Annotated in this window: 1 pseudogene; it reads right to left on the reverse strand. The window is 66.0% G+C overall.

Annotated features, from left to right (window positions below):
- A pseudogene (locus tag EN994_RS34460) lies at positions 1–565 on the reverse strand (hypothetical protein); the annotation flags it as partial.

Raw genomic sequence — 565 nt, forward strand, 5'->3', positions numbered from 1 at the left:
AGTTCTGGACGTGAACCTTGTCGCTGGTACCGCCAGCGCCGCCGGCGCCGCCGAGGCTCAGCGTGATGGCGATCTTCGAGTCGGTGGATGACGTGCCGGACGCGCCGCCGACGCCACCGGAGCCGCCGATCGACTGCGCCAGGATGCCGTGGGAATTGGCCTTGTCGGTCTGGATTATGCCGCTGTTTTCGACATTGACCTTGCCGCCGTTGCCGCCGACCTCACCCGAGCCGCCAAGCGACAGGTTTACCGCGACTTCACCGCCATCGCTCTTGCCCTTGCTTTCGCCGGCACCACCTGCGCCGCCGCCGCCACCGACCGACTGCGCGAAGATGCCTATCGAGCGCTCCTGCTTGGTCCATATCGTTGCGCCGGCCATATTGACGACATCGACCTGGTTGCCATTGCCGCCCTTGCCACCCGCACCGCCAAGCGAGCCGCCGATTGCGTAAGTGCCAAGCACGCCAGAGCTGGACGAGCCGCCGACACCGCCGCCGCCACCGATCGAATTGGCGCTGATGCCATAGGAATCGGCGCCGTCCGTGACGATCAGATTGCGGTTGGT

It is taken from the genome of Mesorhizobium sp. M7A.F.Ca.CA.002.09.1.1 (assembly GCF_003998555.1).
In the GTDB taxonomy this organism is placed as follows: Bacteria; Pseudomonadota; Alphaproteobacteria; order Rhizobiales; family Rhizobiaceae; genus Mesorhizobium; species Mesorhizobium ciceri.